The sequence below is a fragment of the Micromonospora sp. M42 genome, from assembly GCF_000568915.1.
Taxonomy (GTDB): Bacteria; Actinomycetota; Actinomycetes; order Mycobacteriales; family Micromonosporaceae; genus Micromonospora; species Micromonospora chalcea.
Window position 1 is genome coordinate 4,565,642 of the sequence record NZ_KK037233.1, and the last position, 560, is coordinate 4,566,201.

Here is a 560-nt window from a genome sequence, read left to right on the forward strand (position 1 = left end):
GACCTGCACGAATGGCGTAACGACTTCCCCACTGTCTCAACCACTGGTCTGGCGAAATTGCAGTACGAGTAAAGATGCTCGTTACGCGCGGCAGGACGGAAAGACCCCGGGACCTTTACTATAGCTTGACATTGGTATCTGAATTAGCTTGTGTAGGATAGGTGGGAGCCGGTGAAGCCTATACGCCAGTATGGGTGGAGGCAATCTTGAAATACCACTCTGGTTGATTTGGGTATCTAACTTCGGACCGTTATCCGGTTCAGGGACAGTGTCTGGTGGGTAGTTTAACTGGGGCGGTTGCCTCCTAAAGGGTAACGGAGGCGCCCAAAGGTTCCCTCAGCCTGGTTGGCAATCAGGTGTTGAGTGCAAGTGCACAAGGGAGCTTGACTGTGAGACTGACAGGTCGAGCAGGGACGAAAGTCGGGACTAGTGATCCGGCACTGGCATGTGGAAGCGGTGTCGCTCAACGGATAAAAGGTACCCCGGGGATAACAGGCTGATCTTCCCCAAGAGTCCATATCGACGGGATGGTTTGGCACCTCGATGTCGGCTCGTCGCAT

At 54.1% G+C, this 560-nt stretch carries 1 rRNA gene (cut by both window edges); it reads left to right on the top strand.

Annotated features, from left to right (window positions below):
- Window positions 1-560 (top strand): 23S ribosomal RNA (locus MCBG_RS33125) (it extends past both window edges: 2,325 nt to the left, 400 nt to the right).